17 protein-coding genes are annotated in these 18,143 nt (G+C 55.7%); 4 read left to right on the top strand and 13 right to left on the bottom strand.

Annotation, left to right across the window (positions count from 1 at the left end; translation table 11 throughout):
• The first annotated feature begins 60 nt into the window (after positions 1 to 60).
• Entirely contained in the window at positions 61 to 2,250 is a 2,190-nt protein-coding gene (gene fadB / locus ABFI50_RS08045) for a fatty acid oxidation complex subunit alpha FadB (RefSeq protein ID WP_347485810.1), read from the top strand.
• A 9-nt stretch (positions 2,251 to 2,259) separates the two neighbouring features.
• On the top strand, positions 2,260 to 3,423 hold the full coding sequence (fadA, locus tag ABFI50_RS08050) for an acetyl-CoA C-acyltransferase FadA (RefSeq protein ID WP_347485812.1): 1,164 nt from the start codon (positions 2,260 to 2,262) through the stop codon (positions 3,421 to 3,423).
• A 182-nt stretch (positions 3,424 to 3,605) separates the two neighbouring features.
• Here the strand turns inward: fadA and fre are convergent, their stop codons facing one another.
• The gene (gene fre / locus ABFI50_RS08055) at positions 3,606 to 4,307 is read right to left on the bottom strand and encodes an NAD(P)H-flavin reductase (protein ID WP_014885614.1); all 702 of its coding nucleotides are present in this window, start codon (positions 4,305 to 4,307) and stop codon (positions 3,606 to 3,608) included.
• 30 nt (positions 4,308 to 4,337) lie between these two features.
• Positions 4,338 to 5,843 carry a 4-hydroxy-3-polyprenylbenzoate decarboxylase gene (gene ubiD, locus ABFI50_RS08060; RefSeq protein WP_023331547.1) on the bottom strand — a complete coding sequence of 502 codons (1,506 nt, stop codon included), beginning with the start codon at positions 5,841 to 5,843 and terminating at the stop codon, positions 4,338 to 4,340.
• A gap of 170 nt (positions 5,844 to 6,013) precedes the next feature.
• Here ubiD and rfaH point away from each other — a divergent pair, with 170 nt between their 5' ends.
• Positions 6,014 to 6,505: a transcription/translation regulatory transformer protein RfaH gene (gene rfaH / locus ABFI50_RS08065; protein ID WP_014885616.1), complete on the top strand. Its 492-nt coding sequence runs from the start codon at positions 6,014 to 6,016 to the stop codon at positions 6,503 to 6,505.
• Here rfaH and tatD read toward each other — a convergent pair.
• From tatD to udp, 9 genes are all read right to left on the bottom strand, one after another.
• On the bottom strand, positions 6,502 to 7,284 hold the full coding sequence (tatD, locus tag ABFI50_RS08070; RefSeq protein WP_193971523.1) for a 3'-5' ssDNA/RNA exonuclease TatD: 783 nt from the start codon (positions 7,282 to 7,284) through the stop codon (positions 6,502 to 6,504). The genes rfaH and tatD overlap by 4 nt on opposite strands.
• Before the next feature lie 41 nt (positions 7,285 to 7,325).
• Complete coding sequence (gene tatC, locus ABFI50_RS08075; RefSeq protein ID WP_023331550.1) at positions 7,326 to 8,096, bottom strand: Sec-independent protein translocase subunit TatC; 771 nt, start codon at positions 8,094 to 8,096, stop codon at positions 7,326 to 7,328.
• Positions 8,097 to 8,098: 2 nt separating this feature from the next.
• Positions 8,099 to 8,641 carry a Sec-independent protein translocase protein TatB gene (gene tatB, locus ABFI50_RS08080; protein WP_023331551.1) on the bottom strand — a complete coding sequence of 181 codons (543 nt, stop codon included), beginning with the start codon at positions 8,639 to 8,641 and terminating at the stop codon, positions 8,099 to 8,101.
• A 3-nt stretch (positions 8,642 to 8,644) separates the two neighbouring features.
• Positions 8,645 to 8,899: a Sec-independent protein translocase subunit TatA gene (gene tatA, locus ABFI50_RS08085; protein WP_014885620.1), complete on the bottom strand. Its 255-nt coding sequence runs from the start codon at positions 8,897 to 8,899 to the stop codon at positions 8,645 to 8,647.
• 76 nt (positions 8,900 to 8,975) lie between these two features.
• Entirely contained in the window at positions 8,976 to 10,616 is a 1,641-nt protein-coding gene (gene ubiB / locus ABFI50_RS08090) for a ubiquinone biosynthesis regulatory protein kinase UbiB (protein ID WP_014885621.1), read from the bottom strand.
• Positions 10,613 to 11,218, bottom strand: coding sequence for a ubiquinone biosynthesis protein UbiJ (ubiJ, locus tag ABFI50_RS08095; RefSeq protein WP_014885622.1), 606 nt, complete (start codon positions 11,216 to 11,218; stop codon positions 10,613 to 10,615). Before ubiJ ends, ubiB begins: the two co-directional genes overlap by 4 nt.
• Positions 11,219 to 11,231: 13 nt before the next feature.
• Positions 11,232 to 11,987 carry a bifunctional demethylmenaquinone methyltransferase/2-methoxy-6-polyprenyl-1,4-benzoquinol methylase UbiE gene (gene ubiE, locus ABFI50_RS08100; protein ID WP_014885623.1) on the bottom strand — a complete coding sequence of 252 codons (756 nt, stop codon included), beginning with the start codon at positions 11,985 to 11,987 and terminating at the stop codon, positions 11,232 to 11,234.
• 66 nt (positions 11,988 to 12,053) lie between these two features.
• On the bottom strand, positions 12,054 to 13,511 hold the full coding sequence (gene rmuC / locus ABFI50_RS08105) for a DNA recombination protein RmuC (protein ID WP_193971521.1): 1,458 nt from the start codon (positions 13,509 to 13,511) through the stop codon (positions 12,054 to 12,056).
• 140 nt (positions 13,512 to 13,651) lie between these two features.
• Positions 13,652 to 14,413, bottom strand: coding sequence for a uridine phosphorylase (gene udp / locus ABFI50_RS08110; protein WP_003860792.1), 762 nt, complete (start codon positions 14,411 to 14,413; stop codon positions 13,652 to 13,654).
• Positions 14,414 to 14,668: 255 nt separating this feature from the next.
• Between udp and ABFI50_RS08115 the strand changes: the two genes are divergently transcribed.
• Positions 14,669 to 15,472: a dienelactone hydrolase family protein gene (locus ABFI50_RS08115; RefSeq protein ID WP_047626220.1), complete on the top strand. Its 804-nt coding sequence runs from the start codon at positions 14,669 to 14,671 to the stop codon at positions 15,470 to 15,472.
• A gap of 41 nt (positions 15,473 to 15,513) precedes the next feature.
• Here the strand turns inward: ABFI50_RS08115 and ABFI50_RS08120 are convergent, their stop codons facing one another.
• The gene (locus tag ABFI50_RS08120) at positions 15,514 to 16,572 is read right to left on the bottom strand and encodes a glycoside hydrolase family 130 protein (RefSeq protein ID WP_347485815.1); all 1,059 of its coding nucleotides are present in this window, start codon (positions 16,570 to 16,572) and stop codon (positions 15,514 to 15,516) included.
• Positions 16,556 to 18,139, bottom strand: coding sequence for an alpha-amylase family glycosyl hydrolase (locus tag ABFI50_RS08125; protein WP_347485816.1), 1,584 nt, complete (start codon positions 18,137 to 18,139; stop codon positions 16,556 to 16,558). The genes ABFI50_RS08120 and ABFI50_RS08125 overlap by 17 nt, the downstream gene beginning before the upstream one ends.
• Positions 18,140 to 18,143 lie beyond the last annotated feature (4 nt).

The raw sequence follows: 18,143 nt of genomic DNA on the forward strand, positions 1-18,143 counted from the left end.
ATCCCACACTCCGTTTCATCTGGTATGACCAGATCCAATTGCTGGATTCAGGAGACTGACATGCTCTACAAAGGCGACACCCTGTACCTCAACTGGCTGGAAGATGGCATTGCCGAACTGGTGTTCGATGCCCCCGGCTCAGTGAACAAGCTTGATACCGCGACCGTGGCCAGTCTTGGCCAGGCGTTGGAAGTACTTGAAAAGCAAACTGAATTAAAAGGGCTGCTGCTGCGCTCAAACAAAGCAGCCTTTATTGTCGGTGCCGATATCACCGAATTCCTTTCCCTGTTCCAGGTGCCTGAAGAACAGTTGAGCCAGTGGCTGCACTTTGCAAACAGCGTCTTTAACCGTCTGGAAGACCTGCCTGTTCCGACTATTTCCGCCGTTAATGGTTACGCATTAGGCGGTGGCTGCGAGTGCGTGCTGGCGACCGACTACCGTCTGGCCACGCCGGATCTGCGTATCGGCCTGCCGGAAACCAAACTGGGGATCATGCCTGGCTTTGGCGGATCCGTCCGTATGCCGCGCATGCTGGGTGCTGACAGCGCGCTGGAGATCATCGCCGCCGGTAAAGATGTCGGCGCGGAACAGGCGCAGAAAATCGGCCTGGTGGACGGCGTGGTTAAGCCAGAAAAACTGGTTGAAGGCGCTCTGGCTATTCTGCGTCAGGCCATTAATGGCGATCTCGACTGGAAAGCCAAACGCCAGCCGAAGCTTGAGCCGTTAAAACTCAGCAAGATAGAAGCCACCATGAGCTTCACCATCGCCAAAGGCATGGTGATGCAGACGGCGGGTAAACACTACCCGGCGCCGATCACGGCAGTGAAAACCATTGAAGCGGCCGCCCGTCTGGGCCGTGACGAAGCCCTGAAACTGGAAAATCAGAGCTTCGTCCCGCTGGCGCACACCAACGAAGCCCGCGCGCTGGTTGGCATCTTCCTGAACGATCAGTTCGTGAAAGGCAAAGCTAAACAGCTGACCAAAAACGTTGAGACCCCAAAACACGCGGCGGTACTCGGGGCGGGCATTATGGGTGGCGGCATCGCCTACCAATCAGCCTGGAAAGGCGTGCCGGTAGTGATGAAAGACATTAACGAGAAATCCCTGACGCTGGGCATGACCGAAGCGGCCAAGCTGCTGAATAAACAGCTGGAGCGCGGCAAAATTGACGGGCTGAAGCTCGCTGGCGTGATCTCTACCATTCAGCCTGTGCTGGAATACAGCGGTTTTGATCGTGTGGACGTGGTCGTTGAGGCGGTCGTAGAGAACCCGAAAGTCAAAAAAGCGGTGCTGGCGGAAACGGAAGACAAAGTTCGTCCGGATACCGTACTGGCCTCTAATACCTCGACTATTCCGATTAGCGAACTGGCGAGCGTACTGAAGCGTCCGGAAAACTTCTGCGGAATGCACTTCTTCAACCCGGTACACCGTATGCCGCTGGTCGAAGTGATCCGAGGGGAAAAAACCTCTGACGAAACCATCGCCAAAGTGGTGGCGTGGGCAAGCAAGATGGGCAAAACGCCGATCGTTGTTAACGACTGCCCGGGCTTCTTCGTCAACCGCGTACTGTTCCCTTACTTCGCCGGTTTCAGCCAGCTGCTGCGCGACGGGGCAGACTTCCGCAAAATCGACAAAGTGATGGAAAAACAGTTCGGCTGGCCGATGGGCCCGGCGTATCTGCTGGACGTGGTCGGTATTGATACCGCCCATCACGCCCAGGCGGTGATGGCGGCGGGCTTCCCGCAGCGCATGCAGAAAGATTATCGCGACGCGATTGACGCCCTGTTCGACGCTAACCGCTTCGGTCAGAAAAACTGCCTGGGCTTCTGGCGCTATAAAGAAGACAGCAAAGGCAAACCGAAGAAAGAAGAGGATGCGGCGGTGGATGGCCTGCTGGCCGACGTATGCCAGTCAAAACGTGACTTCACCGACGATGAGATCATCGCCCGCATGATGATCCCGATGATCAACGAAGTGGTGCGTTGTCTGGAAGAAGGCATTATCGCCAGCCCGGCCGAAGCGGATATGGCGCTGGTATACGGCCTGGGCTTCCCTCCGTTCCACGGCGGCGCGTTCCGCTGGCTGGACACCATCGGCAGCGCCCGCTATCTCGATATGGCTCAGCAGTATCAGCACCTCGGCCCGCTCTATGAAGTGCCTGAAGGGCTGCGCAACAAAGCGCGCCATAACGAACCCTATTACCCAGCAGTTGAGCCAGCCCGTCCGGTTGGCGAGCTGAAAACGGCTTAAGGAGTCACAATGGAAAAGGTTGTCATTGTTGATGCGATTCGCACCCCGATGGGCCGTTCAAAAGGCGGCGCATTCCGTAACGTGCGCGCGGAAGACCTCTCCGCACACCTGATGCGTAGCCTGCTGGCGCGTAATCCGGCGTTGGACCCCGCCGCGCTCGACGATATCTACTGGGGCTGCGTGCAGCAGACCCTGGAGCAGGGCTTCAATATCGCGCGTAATGCGTCACTGCTGGCGGAGATCCCGCATTCGGTTCCGGCCGTCACCGTTAACCGTCTGTGCGGTTCGTCCATGCAGGCGCTGCACGATGCGGCACGTATGATCATGACCGGCGATGCTCAGGCCTGCCTGGTGGGCGGTGTGGAGCATATGGGGCACGTCCCGATGAGCCACGGCGTCGATTTCCATCCGGGGATGAGCCGTAACGTGGCAAAAGCTGCGGGAATGATGGGTCTCACCGCGGAGATGCTCTCCCGCCTGCACGGCATCAGCCGTGAAATGCAGGATGCGTTTGCCGCACGTTCCCATGCCCGCGCCTGGGCTGCCACGCAGTCCGGCGCATTTAAAAACGAGATCATCCCTACCGGCGGTCACGATGCGGACGGCGTTCTGAAGCAGTTCAGCTACGACGAAGTGATCCGCCCGGAAACAACGGTGGAAGCACTTTCTACGTTGCGTCCGGCATTTGATCCGGTCACCGGTACGATCACGGCAGGTACCTCGTCGGCGCTGTCCGACGGAGCTGCGGCGATGCTGGTGATGAGCGAAAGCCGCGCCCGTGAGCTGGGGTTAATCCCACGTGCTCGGGTACGTTCGATGGCTGTCGTGGGCTGCGATCCTTCAATCATGGGTTACGGCCCGGTTCCGGCCTCGAAGCTGGCGCTGAAAAAAGCGGGACTAACCGCCAGCGACATCGATCTGTTCGAGATGAACGAAGCCTTCGCCGCGCAGATCCTGCCGTGCATTAAAGATCTGGGGCTGATGGAACAGATCGACGAGAAAATTAACCTCAACGGCGGCGCGATCGCCCTCGGCCACCCACTCGGTTGCTCCGGGGCGCGTATCAGCACGACGCTGATTAATCTGATGGAGCGCAAAGATGCCCAGTTCGGACTGGCAACAATGTGCATCGGGTTGGGTCAGGGTATCGCGACGGTGTTTGAGAGAGTGTAAATCAGGAAAAGTATCTCAAAGCCAATGACGTCAGAACAAGGCGGCAAGCGAGCGAATCCCGATGAGCTTACTCAAGTAAGTGATTCGGGTGAACGAGCGCAGCCAACGCAGTTATGGCGTCATTGGCGAAGAGAGAGAGTTTAGTTGCCGTTCTTCCCGCCTGTCAGGGGCGGGTTTTTTATTTAGATGAAGGCAAACGCATCACCAAACAGGCGATCTTCACGCGCGTCACGTTCGTTACAGAACAGGTCCCGAGCGATTTTCGCCATCTCGAAACGACCTGCGATATAGATATCGTGTCCTGCCAGCGTGCCGTGATCCTGCAATACCGCCGTCAGCACGGTACCGCTACGCCCACGCCAGCCCTCTTCCGGCTGCTCAACCACCGGCTCAATGCGCAGGTTAGGATGGGTTACGCTCAGCGCTTCCAGCTCAGACAGGTCATACAGATGTTTCTCTTCGCGGCCACCCCAGTAAATGGTGATGTCACGGTCCGGGTTACGTGCCAGAGCGGTCAACAGAATAGAGCGCACATAAGAGAATCCCGTACCGCCAGCGATCAGGATCAGCGGACGATCTTCGTCATCGCGCAGCCACGCTTCGCCGTGAGGGATGTCGACCACAATCTCACGTTCTTTCAGGATGCGGTCCATAACGGCCATCGCGTACAGGTTAAGCTCAGACGCACCAATATGCAGCTCAATAAATTCTTTCTCTGCTGGCGTAGAGGCCATAGAGAAAGGACGCTTATCACGCTCATCCATCACTACCATTAAGTACTGACCAGCGCGGAAAGAGAATGCCGCTTCTGGCACTAAACGGACGCGATATACGGTGTCGGTGATGGCATCTACCGAGGTCACTTTACAGCTTAAGGTTGTCATTCGCTCTCTCTGTCGTGAAGTCTATAGGGCTTAACGGCCTGTTTCAGGTTTACCGTTATTCATTATGGCCAGTTCATCCCAGATCGCGTCAATACGCGCGGTCACGGCAGGATCTTTTTTGATCGGGCGACCCCATTCACGGTCGGTTTCGCCAGGCCATTTATTTGTGGCATCCAGTCCCATTTTTGAGCCAAGACCGGAAACCGGCGAGGCAAAGTCCAGGTAATCTATCGGCGTGTTCTCGACTAACACCGTATCGCGCGCCGGGTCCATTCGCGTGGTAATCGCCCAAATGACGTCATTCCAGTCGCGAGCGTTAACGTCATCATCGCAGACAATAACAAATTTGGTATACATAAACTGGCGCAGGAAAGACCAGACGCCCATCATCACGCGTTTCGCATGACCGGGATACTGCTTCTTCATCGTCACTACCGCCAGGCGATACGAGCACCCTTCAGGGGGCAGGTAAAAATCAACGATTTCCGGGAACTGCTTTTGCAGGATCGGCACAAACACTTCATTCAGCGCCACCCCCAGTACTGCGGGTTCATCCGGTGGACGACCGGTGTAGGTTGAGTGATAAATCGCATCTTCACGCTGCGTAATGTGCGTAACGGTAAACACCGGGAAGTTATCCACTTCGTTGTAATAACCGGTGTGGTCGCCGTAAGGGCCTTCCGGTGCCAGTTCGCCCTGCTCAAGGTAACCTTCCAGCACAATTTCCGCACTGGCCGGAACTTCGAGATCGTTCGAAATACACTTCACGACTTCGGTTTTTGTCCCGCGCAGCAGGCCGGCAAACGCATATTCAGAGAGCGTATCCGGCACGGGTGTGACGGCTCCCAGAATAGTGGCCGGGTCAGCGCCTAAGGCGACAGAGACCGGGAAACGTTCACCCGGATGCGCAGCGCACCACTCCTGGAAATCCAGCGCGCCGCCGCGATGCGACAGCCAGCGCATGATGAGCTTATTCTTACCAATCAACTGCTGGCGGTAAATACCCAGATTTTGCCGTTCTTTATGCGGACCGCGCGTGACGGTCAAACCCCAGGTGATCAGCGGCGCAGCATCTTCAGGCCAGCACTGCATAATGGGAATTTTGGTCAAATCAACCGCATCGCCTTCCAGCACTTTTTGCTGGCACGGCGCACCGCGCAGGCGTTTGGTTGGCATGTTCAGCACTTGCTTAAACTGCGGCAGCTTGTCGAACAGATCGCGGAAGCCTTTCGGTGGCTCTGGCTCTTTCAGAAATGCCAGCAGCTTACCCACTTCACGCAACGCGGTAACGTCTTCCTGCCCCATCCCCAATGCGACACGACGCGGTGTACCAAACAGGTTGCACAGCACCGGCATGGAGTAACCTTTCGGATTTTCAAAGAGTAACGCGGGGCCACCGGCACGCAGGGTGCGGTCAGCAATTTCTGTCATTTCCAGATAAGGATCAACAGGAAGTGTAATGCGTTTGAGTTCGCCCTGCTTTTCCAGCAGCGTCAGGAAGTCGCGGAGATCGTGGTATTTCATGCAGTTAGTCATGGCCTCTCTGTAAGCGCTTCATTATACGGCGTAAGCCTGCTTGATGCTGTAATTTTGTTAAATTAGCGTGAACTTATGCGTTCTGTTCCAGGTTCACCCATTATAATCAACTTAGCGATCCCTCCAGGGTTTTGATATGCTTGCGCCCCGAACTAAGGGAAAGAGTGATTATGCAGGCCTGGTATTTACTGTATTGCAAACGCGGGCAACTTCAGCGCGCGCAGGAACATCTTGAACGTCAGTCTGTAAATTGTCTGACACCCGTGATCACGCTTGAAAAAATGCAGCGCGGGAAGCGCACAACCGTCAGTGAGCCGTTATTCCCGAACTACCTGTTCGTGGAGTTCGACCCTGAGGTGATCCACACCACCACCATCAGCGCAACGCGCGGCGTCAGCCACTTCGTTCGTTTTGGCGCCCACCCGGCCACCGTTCCGTCGACGGTCATTCATCAGCTTTCGGTGTATCAACAGCCAGAAGGGATCACCGACCCGGAAACCCCTTACGCGGGTGATAACGTCGTCATTACGGAAGGTGCATTCGAAGGCCTGCAGGCGATTTTCGCCGAGCCGGACGGTGAAGCACGCTCCATGTTGTTGCTCAACCTGCTGAACAAGCAGGTGTTGCAGAGCGTCAAAAATACCGACTTCCGTAAAGTTTAAAAACTGATCCTGAAGAGATGGCGCACGTTGTCATCCGTCTGCGCAGAAAGCCAGTGCGGATCGTCTCCACGCCATCGCGCCACGCGCTCAACAATGTGCCCCAGGTATGCAGGCTCATTTCGCCGCGATGACGGTTTGGGCGTCATATCTCTCGGCAGCAGATAAGGCGCATCGGTCTCAATAAGCAAACGGTCGGCCGGAATCAACGGTAACAGCTCGCGTAGCTCAAGCCCGCGGCGCTCATCACAAACCCAGCCGGTAATGCCGAGAAACAGCCCGCGCGCCAGGCACTCCTGCGCCTCCTTCCTTGAACCGGTGAAGCAGTGCAGCACTGCGCCGGGGAGTTTATCCAGCCAGGGATCCAGAAGCGCGAGAAAACGTTCGTGCGCGTCGCGGCAATGCATAAAGACGGGCATTTCAAGCTCTGCCGCCAGAGCAAGCTGGGCAGTGAATGCCTTTTCCTGTTCGTCAGGCGTGGAGAAGTTGCGGTTAAAATCGAGCCCACACTCGCCAATGGCCACCACCTCAGCGGTTTTCGCGAGTCTGTAAAGGATTTGTGCGCTCTCCTCGGTCCACTGGCTGCTGTCATGAGGGTGGATGCCTGCGGTTGACCAGCAGTGTTCATAACGTTGCGCCAGAAGCTGCGCCTGCTCGCTCTCATGAAGGTTAGTTCCGGTCAGCAGGAGTCCTTTAACGCCGGCGTCAAAAGCACGCGCAACAACGTCATCGCGATCTTTTGCAAACTGCGAGCTGGTCAGGTTGAGTCCGATATCAAACATGCGAATCCCCATATAACAACCGCCCTGACGGGCGGCTGGTTTTACTCTTCAGTGGTCTTTTCAGACGCATCGTCTACATCGTCCGATCGGCGTCCTTTACCCACGTAGAAACGCGAGAAGAATACGCCAACCTCAAAGAGGCAATACATCGGTATGGCCAGTAACGTCTGCGAGAAAACATCCGGCGGCGTGAGCAGCATGCCGACCACAAATGCACCTACCAGGATATACGGACGCTTTTTACGCAGGTCTTCAGGGGTGGTTACCCCAACCCAGCAAAGCAGCACAATGGCGACCGGCACTTCAAATGCCACGCCAAACGCCATAAACAGCGCCATGACGAAGCTGAGATAGCTGGCGATATCTGTCGACACCTGCACCCCTTCCGGCGCGGTATGCGTCAGGAAGCCAAAGGCCAGCGGGAAGACAACGAAGTAGGCAAACGCCATACCGATATAGAACAGCAACGAGCTGGAGACCAGAAGCGGGATCACCAGTTTACGTTCATGTTTATACAGCGCTGGTGCCACAAACGCCCATACCTGATAAAGGATGACGGGTGCAGACGCAATCAACGACACCCAAAATGTGAGCTTAATAGGGGTAAAGAACGGTGAGGCAACATCTGTTGCAATCATCGTTGCCCCCAGCGGCATCTGCTTAATCAGCGGTGCAGAGACCACCTGATAGATATCGTTGGCGAAATAGACCAGGCACAGGAATATCACCAGAACCGCAATAATGCAGTTTAACAGGCGCTTACGCAGCTCAATAAGGTGCGTAATAAGCGGTTGAGTATCATCTACTGCCATGGTTACGCTTTATCACTCGACGAGGGGGATGATTCGGAAACAGGCGCGACGGGTTTCGCTTCCGCCACTTTTATCGTGGGGTCTTCCGGCTGCGCCTGTTTTTTCACTTCGGTTTCCTGCGGCGTCTGTTCTGGCGCGGCGGCCTGGTGCTCAGCACTCGCTGGCGTCACGCCCTCACGTTGCGCTTCGCTGTCCTTCACCACCGGGTTATGAATGGTGTTCGCTTCATCGCTCGCTTTTTCAGGATCGTTAACGCTGTAAGAGCGCTTCATGGATTCCGCCGCTTCGCGCAGTTCATCCATTGAGGCTTTCAGTTCCGGCGTCAGGTTATCCATGCTCGCCTTCTCGACCTTTTTCAGGCTTTCCTGAAACTCCTGGAGCTTAAGTTCCTGTGCCAGTTCATTCTGAACGGTCGATGCCAGCGATCTCAGCGCACGCACCCAGCCCACAACGGTTTTCACCGCCACGGGCAGACGCTGCGGACCCAGCACGATCAGGCCAATCACAAAGACTAGCAGCAGCTCACTAAAACCAATGTCGAACACGACTTACACCTGCTCTTTATCGTGGCTTTTGGCGTCTTCTTTTTTGGCTTCTTCTTGCTTATCGGAGATGGATTTTGCAGTAAAATCAGCATCCTGGCTGGCTTTATCCTGCTTGTTCTCATCATCGCTCATTGCTTTCTTGAAGCCTTTGATAGACGCGCCCAGATCGGAACCGATAGAACCGAGCTTTTTAGTGCCAAACAGCAGCACGACGATGACGGCAATAATGACTAATTGCCAGATACTGATACCACCCATACAAATTCCTCAGGAATAGATGATTAATTGGTCAAGTCGCATTATACGTATGCGACCCGTCGATGGCGACGCAAACTCAGCGCGTTTTTCTCCATCCGGCTAGCCAGACAACAACCCCGCCAGCCATCAGCCAGGCGGGCATCATCTGCCAGTCAGGACGATTGATTAGCAGCAACGTACCGCTCAACAGCAGCGTTGCGCCAATCCCAAAGAGATAGCGTGATTGTCCCTGGCGCACGCGACTGGACTGAAGCTCGCGGGCGATTTTATCCATGCTGTGCTGAAGGTTCTTGCTCTGACGCAAACTGTCGTAAACCAGTTCAGGAATTTCGGGCATTTTTTCAATCCAGAACGGGCCTTTCTCTTTCAATGAGCGCACCAGCGCTGGAAAACCTACCTGATCCTTAATCCAGGATTCCAGGAACGGTTTAGCCGTCTTCCACAAGTCTAACTGAGGATAGAGTTGGCGACCTACACCCTCAACGTAAAGTAATGTTTTCTGAAGTAAAACTAATTGCGGCTGAACTTCCATATTAAAGCGGCGAGCCGTATTAAACAGGTTTAACAGCACGTGCCCGAAGGAGATTTCTGCCAGCGGCTTTTCAAAAATCGGCTCGCAGACGGTACGAATAGCAAACTCAAACTCTTCGACGTTGGTGTCCGGCGGAACCCAGCCGGAGTCAACGTGCAGCTCAGCCACCTTACGGTAGTCACGGTTGAAGAACGCGATAAAGTTCTCGGCCAGATAACGCTTATCTTCTTTATTCAGCGACCCCACAATCCCGCAGTCGATACCGATATACTTCGGATCCTCAGGATGCTCGTAGCTCACAAAAATATTGCCCGGGTGCATATCCGCATGGAAAAAGCTGTCGCGAAACACCTGAGTAAAGAAGACCTGAACGCCACGTTCGGCCAGCAGCTTCATGTTCGTTCCCTGCTTCTCCAGCGCCGCCACATCCGAAACCGGAATACCGTAGATGCGCTCCATGACCATCATGTTCTGACTGCAGTAGTCTGAATAGACCTCAGGCACATAAAGCATCGGGCTGTTTTCAAAATTACGACGCAGCTGAATGGCGTTTGCCGACTCGCGCAGCAGGTTAAGCTCATCAATCAGCGTTTTTTCGTATTCCCGCACCACTTCCATCGGACGCAGACGACGGCCATCAGGTAACAAACGTGGTACCCAGCGCGCCAGACGATAAATCAGCTTCATGTCAGCTTTGATGACCGGCAGGATATCCGGGCGGATCACCTTGATCACCACCTCTTTGCCGTTCTCTTTCAGACGTGCGGTATGCACCTGAGCAATAGACGCCGACGCCAGCGGGGCTATTTCGAAATCGTCAAACCAGGTTTCAACGGGAAGATTACCCATTGCCTCTTCGATCTGTTTCTTCGCCCTCACTCCGTCAAACGGGGCAACACGGTCCTGCAGCATTGCCAGTTCATCGGCAATATGAGGCGGGAAGAGATCGCGGCGGGTTGAGAGCATCTGTCCGAACTTAATCCATACCGGGCCAAGCTCCTGCAGCGCCAGACGCAGACGTTCACCCAGCGGCTGACCTTTATGACGATTAGGCATCCAGAACAACATCCGCCGCCAGATTCTAAGCGGCAGCGTGATACGCATTTTGGGGATAAGCTCATCGAGCCCGTAACTCAAAAAGGTGTGGACGATAAAATAGAGGCGCCGAATTTCACCAGGCGTCATTTGCCCTCCAGTTTTTCCAGCCGTTTGGTTAATGCATCAACCGCACGTTCAACAGCAGCGGTTTCTTCCGCAAACCATGCCACTTCCAGCGGACCGGGGGCCATGCGCCACTCTTCAGTCAGGACTTCTGCGGCATAGCGCTGCTGCCGTTGCAGATTTTTGCGCAAGAACGCCGTGCCGCCATGAATAGCTTTCCCGATCCCTTCAGCGGCGATGTCACCAATAAAAGGCGCGAGCAGTTCTGCCGGGTCAAACTCCGCCAGATCGCTGAGCGCAACGAAGTTTTGTACGACCTGGATGTCGCCCTCCACTTCCAGCTCACCGCTGCGGATAAGCGCCGTCAATTGCTGGCGATCGCGCAGTTTTGGCAGCACGCTCATATGGGTAATGACCGAGCAATCCGCCTCGCCTTCCCACTCACCCAGAACATCGAGCTGGCGTTCGCTGAAGACCAGCACGAGCGGCGTTGAGAACTCTTTTAATACAATGCGCAGGACCTTCCCGTTAAGTCGCTGACGTGCAGCTTTTAGCGCCGGCGCGCGATACAGGAAGGCATTGAGCACATTCTCGATGCCTGCGGTGACTAAGGGTTTAAAGGGCACGGAACACCTCCACTCAGAATTTGTAACCGCGATGCAGCGCAACGACACCCGCCGTCATGTTGAAGTATTCAACGTTCTCAAATTCCGCATCCTGCATCATGGCTTTTAGGGTGTCCTGATCCGGGTGCATGCGAATGGACTCCGCCAGATAGCGGTAGCTCTCCGCGTCGTTCGCCACCAGTTCACCGATACGCGGCAGCACGTGGAAGGAATAGGCGTCGTAGGCTTTGCTCAGCGGCTCAATGATCGGTTTAGAGAACTCGAGCACCAGCAGACGTCCACCCGGCTTCAGTACACGGTACATGGAGCGCAGCGCTTTTTCTTTGTCGGTGACGTTACGCAGGCCGAAGGAGATCGTTATGCAGTCAAAGGTATTATCCGGGAATGGCAGCGCTTCGGCGTTAGCCTGCACGTATTCCACATTGCCCACCACGCCGATGTTACGCAACTTTTCGCGTCCCATTTTCAGCATGGAGTCATTGATATCGGCCAGAACAACGCGGCCAGTTTCACCCACCAGACGGGAAAACTTCGCCGTCAGATCGCCTGTTCCACCGGCTAAATCCAGCACGGTTTGTCCACGGCGCACACCGCTGCAGTCAATGGTGAAGCGTTTCCACAAGCGATGAATGCCGAACGACATCAAGTCATTCATCACATCGTACTTCGCCGCCACGGAATGAAATACGTGGGCCACCATGTCAGCTTTCTGCGCTTTGGCGACAGTCTGAAAGCCAAAGTGCGTCGTGTCTTGTGAATCGTCAACCATCTCAGAGCCTGCTAATCAGTCAAATGTTCGTGAAGTGTAACAGATTGGGCGCGTTTGCCCTACGATTCAACCGCCGTGATAGAAACGTGTCGGCGGCTCGTCAGACGATAAATCCGTCGTTAACTCGTTGTCTTCGCTGGGGGTCTTTTGCTCATCTGCGCCTTCACGCAGACGGAACTCTTCGTCTTGCGCCGTGGCCTGCTCCACCAGTTCCGGATTAATCTCGCGTTTGACCTCCACCCCCAGGCCGCGGAATGCTTCAGCCTGAGCAAGCAGGTTGCCCCGCCCGGAGGCGAGTTTTTTCATCGCCTGACGGTAGTTATCCTGCGCACGGTCCAGGCTTTGCCCGACCGAGGACATATCGTCCACGAAGAGGCGCATTTTGTCGTACAGCTTGCTGGCACGCTCAGCAATCTTCTGTGCATTGCGGCTCTGGTGCTCATAGCGCCACAGGTTAGCAATGGTACGTAATGCCACCAGCAGGGTGGTGGGGCTCACCAGCATAATATTATTTTTGAGCGCTTCGGTGATCAGTTCGGGCTGTCTGTCGAGGGCCAGCAGGAACGCCGGTTCGACCGGAATAAACATCAGCACATAGTCCAGCGAGCGCAGCCCCGGAAGCTGCTGATAATCTTTTCTGCCCAGCAGTCGGATATGGTTACGCACGGAGGCAATATGCTCCTGCAGCGCCGACTCGCGCGTGTAGTCGTCTTCCGCATTAAAGTAACGCTCATACGCCACCAGCGTCATTTTGGCGTCGATCACCACATCTTTCCCCTGCGGCAGACGCACAATGACGTCTGGCTGCATCCGCGAGCGCGCATCGTTTTCGATACTCACCTGCGTTTCGTATTCATACCCCTCGCGCAGGCCAGAGGCCTCCAGCACGCGGGTGAGCACCACTTCTCCCCAGTTACCCTGGGTTTTGTTATCCCCTTTTAGCGCCCGAGTGAGGTTGACCGCCTCCAGCGCCATTTGCGCATTCAACTGCTGAAGATTACGAATCTCGTGCGCCAGCGTGTGCCGCTCGCGGGCTTCCTGTCCAAAGCTGTCCTGCACCTGACGGCGAAAACCGTCCAGCTGTTCACGCAGCGGCGTCAGCAGGCTGTTCAGACTCTGGCGATTCTGTTCGTCAACGCGGCGGTTGCTGTGTTCGAAAATGCGGTTGGCGAGATTCTCAAACTGCTCGCTGAGGCGCTGCTCGCTGTTAATCATCTGACGGATTTTGTCTTCCGCATGCAGCTGCGTGGATTCGAGGCGGGTAGTCACTTCGCGGAGATCGGCCTCCAGCGACGTGTTGATATCACGCAGGTTGCGCAGTTCGTTATTGAGCAGCTCGCACTCGTCGCGCCAGTGGTCACTTAGCGCAAGCTGTTGCTTTACCGCGCTGAGCTCGGCGACGATCTCTTCGCGCTCCGCCAGCTGATCGGCCTTCTGCTGCGCATGCTGGTAGCTGGAAATCAGCCAGCCTATCGCAACGCCAGCCAGCGCAATCACCGCATAAATCAGGATTGAGATATCCACAATGCCCCCTGCATCAACGTATTACCCGCACAAAATAGAATTGTGCTGTATAAACGTCCAGTTTGAAAGGGTTTTCCTGCGAGGCGCTACGCAAAAAATAAAAGGCCGAACGCGTCGGCCTTTGATTTGAGAAGAGAGGGCTAGATCAGGCGACGAGCCGCTTCCACCACAATTTTCACCGCATGACTTTCGGTCTGCTTCATGGTTTCGGCGTTCGGGATCTCCTGCTGAGTACGGTTGACGATAACGCCCGCCACCATACCGGCACGCAGACCCTGGCTTGCACACATGGTCAGCAGCGTCGCGGATTCCATTTCGTAGTTCATTACGCCCATGGACTGCCACTCTTCCATTGAGCCTTTGAAACGGCTCACAACGCGGCCAGAGAAGGTGTCGTAGCGCTCCTGGCCCGGGTAGAAGGTGTCGGAAGAAGCGGTTACGCCAACGTGGGTGGTCGCGCCCACGGACTTCGCGGCTTCAACCAGCGCGGTGGTGCATTCGAAGTCAGCCACTGCCGGGAATTCCATAGGCGCAAAGTGCAGGCTTGCCCCGTCCAGACGAACGGATGCCGTCGTCACCAGTACGTCGCCCACGTTGATGTGCGGCTGAATCGCGCCGGTCGTGCCGATACGCAGGAAAGTACGAATGCCCAGCTGCGCCAGCTCTTCAACAGCAATAGAGGTAGACGGACCGCCGATACCGGTGGAGCACACAATCACCGCTTTGCCATCCAGCTCTGCACGCCAGGTGGTGAATTCACGATGGGCAGCCAGTTTGACCGGCTTATCCATCAGCGCGGCGATCTTTTCCACACGCTCAGGGTCGCCAGGGACGATAGCGAGCGTAGCCCCTTGTAAATCATTTTTAGTGAGGCCGAGATGAAAAACATCAGACTTAGACATAGGTGACTCCTCTGTGGGTCGGTTAGTCAGAAGAAGTAAAACGGTACTTTACAGAAGCAGTAAGCATAATTTCGTGATGCATCTCACCATGAATGAAAATGATTGCAGTGAATTTCCATCAAAAAGTGATTCACATCACATTAACAAGTTATATCGTCAGGTGCTGCACAAAAGATAGACCGTTTAAGGCACTGTGAGTTGTTAACCTGGTGTCTATATTTACCTTTGCGCTAACTCATTGGTACGGAGAATGCCATGACTGAAAAAACCGGTTTTGCACCTGCTGCGGCCCCGCTTGCTTCAACCATCGTTTCAACCTCAGAAGAGGCCATTACGGCGGGAGAGACCTCCATTCCCTCGCAGGGGGAGAATATGCCTGCCTATCACGCACGACCAAAATCGGCAGACGGTCCGCTGCCCATCGTGATTGTGGTTCAGGAGATTTTTGGGGTTCACGAACATATTCGCGACCTCTGCCGTCGCCTGGCACTTGAAGGATATCTGGCCGTTGCGCCAGAACTCTACTTCCGTCAGGGCGATCCGAACGACTATAGCGATATTCCAACGTTGTTCAGCAATCTGGTCAGCAAAGTCCCGGACGCGCAGGTGCTGGCCGATCTCGACCACGTTGCCAGCTGGGCGGCGCGTAACGGCGGCGACCCGCACCGTCTGATGGTCACCGGCTTCTGCTGGGGCGGACGCATTAGCTGGCTGTATGCCGCACACAATCCGCAGCTCAAAGCGGCTGTCGCCTGGTATGGCAAACTGGTGGGCGAGAAAACGCTGAATTCGCCAAAACATCCGGTGGACATCGCCACTGAGCTCAATGCCCCGGTGCTGGGTCTGTATGGCGGCCAGGACACCGGTATTTCGCTTGATTCGGTAGAAACCATGCGCCATGCGCTACGGGCAGCCAATGCCAATGCGGAGATTGTGGTGTATCCGGATGCCGGACATGCGTTTAACGCAGATTACCGTCCGAGTTATCACGCGGAATCGGCGAAAGATGGCTGGCAGAGAATGCTGGCGTGGTTTAGCCAGTACGGCGGGAAGAAATAAACACTTCGCAGCCCCGGCGAAAGCCGGGGCTGCGTCAGGGCTTACTCCAGGCCCAGATGTTTCCACAGCTCGTCCATCGGCAGCGTGGCCAGGGCGATACGCTCATCCGCCGCACCATACCAGATATGCAACGTGTCATTACGCACCAGCGCCCCGCAGGTAAAGACGACGTTACCGAAAAAGCCTTCACGCTCATAGGGCGCGCTCGGCTCCAGCAGCGGTACGGAAGATTTGGCGATGAGGGTGAGCGGATCCTCAAGATCCAGAAGCAGAGCGCCCAGGCAATAACGCTGGCTAGCGTCAACGCCGTGATAAATCTCCAGCCAGCCGCGCGCGGTCTTGATCAGCGGCGCGCCGCCACCCGACTTCAGCGCATCCCATTCGTCTCCCGAGCGTCCCAGCAGATGCCGGTGGTTTCCCCAGTGCAGCATATCGGGCGATTCGCAGATCCAGATTTCCGGGTGGCCGAAATGGCAGGGCGCGGGCCGGGTAAGCGCCCGGAAGGATCCGCCAACCTTCTCCGGGAAGAAACAGACGTCGCGGTTATCAGGGCAGAAAATCAGCCCTTTCTTGTCGACGGAGATAAAATCAACGGTGGTCGCCAGCGCGGTGGAGATACCCAGCGATGACACGGCGGAGTAATTGATGTACCAGACATCGTCAATCAGGGTGATACGCGCATCTTCACAGCCAAATTCCTCATAGCGGCTGTCGGCGGTAATAAACGGCTGTTGATCGATGGTGAAATTTACACCGTCCTGGCTTCGCGCCAGGCGCAGGTGGGACATTGACGTCAGCCAGACCTGAGCCGGGTCGCTTTTCAGCACAATGGTACGCGGGTCGCTAAAATCATAGCGCGGGTCGTTGCGTTCGAACGTTTTTGTTGCCGCCTGCCAGCCGCCGGACTGCTGCACCAGAAGCGGAACGACGATCTTCTGTGGGTCATCATTTATCACGCTCTCGGCAACCCGAAGCAGCAGGATAATCTCCCCATGATACTCCGTTACCCCGGCGTTAAAGACGCACTCCACTTTCCGTCCTGGCAGAGAAGGCACCACGTCGCTCGGGGTGATCAACGGATTCTTACCGTGTCTGTTCATATACACTCCTTTTTATCAGAATTTGATTTTTATCCAGCTGCTGCGCGTTTTGGCCGTACAGGACATCCGCTTCAATGGCCCACAATGGGTTTTGTACCGGCTGGCCAAAATTCACGGCCACCCAGACCTGTTCCTGCGCCGTTGTTCGGGTAAACCAGACGCACGCCTTATGGCGCTTCAGTAGGCTGCACTCCCCATGCTGTAGCGCCCCGATGGCGGCCCGAAGCGCAATGAAGGTCTGGTACTGACGCCACAACGAGCCGGGCGTCGATATCTGATGTTCGGCATTGAGCAAGGGATAGTCCTGGCTGACGGGCATCCACGGCGTGGATGTGGAAAAGCCCGCAAACGGTGCGTCGCACCAGAGGAAGGGGGCACGGGACCCATCCCGTGAATGTTCAATGGCCTGCGCCAGCGCGTCGGCGGCACTGCACCCCTGCCGCATGGCCGTGTCGTAGAAGGTTTTTCCCTGAATATCAAAAATCTGCCCGACCGTCTGAGGCACATAGTCGGGCATCCCCAACTCGTCACCCTGAAAAATAAACGGTACGCCGCGCACGGTCAGCTGTAGCGCCAGAACGGCCAACGCCCGGGCGGCGTCATGCGGGCCTTCACCAAAGCGGCTAATCATGCGCGGCATATCGTGGCTGGAAAAGAATAGCGTCGGCAGGCCAGACTGCAGCGTCAGCGTGGCGTTAATCTCGTCGCACAGGCGTGCCGCATCGAAGGTTTTCTGGCTGCCAATATTGAAGTTAAAGACCACGTCCATCAGCGACGGGGCCTGATAACGGGCCAGGGTCTCCCTCTCCTCGCTGCCGATTTCGCCGATCAGGAAAACATCCCCTTGCTGCCTGGCATGTTGGCATACGCGCTGCAGCGTGCCGATGAGCCCCGGCTGGTTCACGTCATGCTCATGCTGCTGTACTCCCGCTTTCTCCGGATTGTCAGGCCCGATGCCGCGCGTGCTGAGGAAATTAATCACGTCGAAGCGGAAGCCATCCACGCCCTGCGCCTGCCAGAAATCAATGACCTGAAGCATTTCCTGCTCTAACGCGGGGTTCGCCCAGTTCAGATCGACCTGCTCAGGCGCGAATTTATGGTAGTAAAACTCGCCGGTGTCCGGCTCCGGGCTCCAGGCGCTGCCGGAAAAAAATGACTCCCAGTTGTTAGGGTGCGCGCTGAAAAGAAAATAGTCCCGATAGCGGCTTGCGGGATTATTCCAGGCATCCTGAAACCACGGATGCTGCGAAGAGACATGATTAAGCACCAGATCGATAATGACCCGGATCCCCTTTTCATGGCAGCGATGAACGACGTCGCGAAAATCGGTCAGCGTGCCGAATCGTGGGTCGACGGCGCAGTAATCACTAATGTCATACCCGTTATCCACCAGAGGAGAGGGGTAAAACGGCGTGATCCAGATGGCACCGATGCCTAACGCGCTCAGGTAATCCACTTTTGAGAGCAGGCCGGGGAAATCACCCAGCCCGTCACCGTTACCATCGCAAAACGACGGCAGATAAATTTGGTAACAGGTACAGGCCTGCCACCAGGGTTGATTGTTCACCGTA

The organism is Enterobacter sp. HNDS-6 (assembly GCF_039850505.1).
Lineage (GTDB): Bacteria > Pseudomonadota > Gammaproteobacteria > Enterobacterales > Enterobacteriaceae > Enterobacter > Enterobacter kobei.

Bases quoted from the DNA above. Each gene is read 5' to 3' on its own strand.
- ABFI50_RS08115 (WP_047626220.1), top strand. From the start codon at position 14,669: ATGACTGAAAAAACCGGTTTTGCACCTGCTGCGGCCCCGCTTGCTTCA.
- fadA (WP_347485812.1), top strand. From the start codon at position 2,260: ATGGAAAAGGTTGTCATTGTTGATGCGATTCGCACCCCGATGGGCCGT.
- tatC (WP_023331550.1), bottom strand. From the start codon at position 8,096: ATGGCAGTAGATGATACTCAACCGCTTATTACGCACCTTATTGAGCTG.
- tatA (WP_014885620.1), bottom strand. From the start codon at position 8,899: ATGGGTGGTATCAGTATCTGGCAATTAGTCATTATTGCCGTCATCGTC.
- ubiB (WP_014885621.1), bottom strand. From the start codon at position 10,616: ATGACGCCTGGTGAAATTCGGCGCCTCTATTTTATCGTCCACACCTTT.
- ABFI50_RS08120 (WP_347485815.1), bottom strand. From the start codon at position 16,572: ATGAACAGACACGGTAAGAATCCGTTGATCACCCCGAGCGACGTGGTG.
- fadB (WP_347485810.1), top strand. From the start codon at position 61: ATGCTCTACAAAGGCGACACCCTGTACCTCAACTGGCTGGAAGATGGC.
- tatD (WP_193971523.1), bottom strand. From the start codon at position 7,284: ATGTTTGATATCGGACTCAACCTGACCAGCTCGCAGTTTGCAAAAGAT.
- udp (WP_003860792.1), bottom strand. From the start codon at position 14,413: ATGTCTAAGTCTGATGTTTTTCATCTCGGCCTCACTAAAAATGATTTA.
- rfaH (WP_014885616.1), top strand. From the start codon at position 6,014: ATGCAGGCCTGGTATTTACTGTATTGCAAACGCGGGCAACTTCAGCGC.
- ubiE (WP_014885623.1), bottom strand. From the start codon at position 11,987: ATGGTTGACGATTCACAAGACACGACGCACTTTGGCTTTCAGACTGTC.
- fre (WP_014885614.1), bottom strand. From the start codon at position 4,307: ATGACAACCTTAAGCTGTAAAGTGACCTCGGTAGATGCCATCACCGAC.
- ubiD (WP_023331547.1), bottom strand. From the start codon at position 5,843: ATGACTAACTGCATGAAATACCACGATCTCCGCGACTTCCTGACGCTG.